Origin of the sequence: Aquitalea palustris (assembly GCF_003693445.1) — a bacterium.
Lineage (GTDB): Bacteria > Pseudomonadota > Gammaproteobacteria > Burkholderiales > Chromobacteriaceae > Aquitalea > Aquitalea palustris.
The window spans coordinates 1-410 of record NZ_RFAR01000084.1; the positions used below are offsets into that span (position 1 = coordinate 1).

A 410-nucleotide genomic window follows, 5' to 3' on the forward strand; every position below is an offset into this window, starting at 1 on the left:
AGGCTTGCTAGCTCATCTGCATGACTGTCCTGACCAGATAGATAAAATGCCCACCCTGACCAGGTGGGCATTTTTATTTCATATTTATTTCATGCGGCTTGTTTTGATGCGGCATTCTGTCACATTTCATTTTATTGGTGATGGATATACCATTTCAGTACCTCAAGCAAACTTCAAACACTTTGTTGAGTGCCGCCTCCTCACGAGGCGGCTTTTTTATTTCTAAGGTATGTTTTTTGATTGCGACATTATGTCGCATGTAAAAACCGCTTGAAAATAAAGGGTATTGGGGCTTGCGACATTTGGTCGCATTCTGGCAATCCCAGTTGTATGGCATGGTGTCGCTGTTTTTTATTGCAGGTGCATGCAGCCATGAAAGACAAAAAGAAATACCGCCGGGATATTGCCTG

At 42.9% G+C, this 410-nt stretch carries 1 protein-coding gene; it reads right to left on the reverse strand.

From position 1 onward, the window contains the following. Nucleotides 1-154 precede the first annotated feature (154 nt). Nucleotides 155-410, reverse strand: a 256-nt coding sequence (locus EAY64_RS20690) for a hypothetical protein (protein ID WP_233566506.1), incomplete at its 5' end; no start/stop codon positions are given.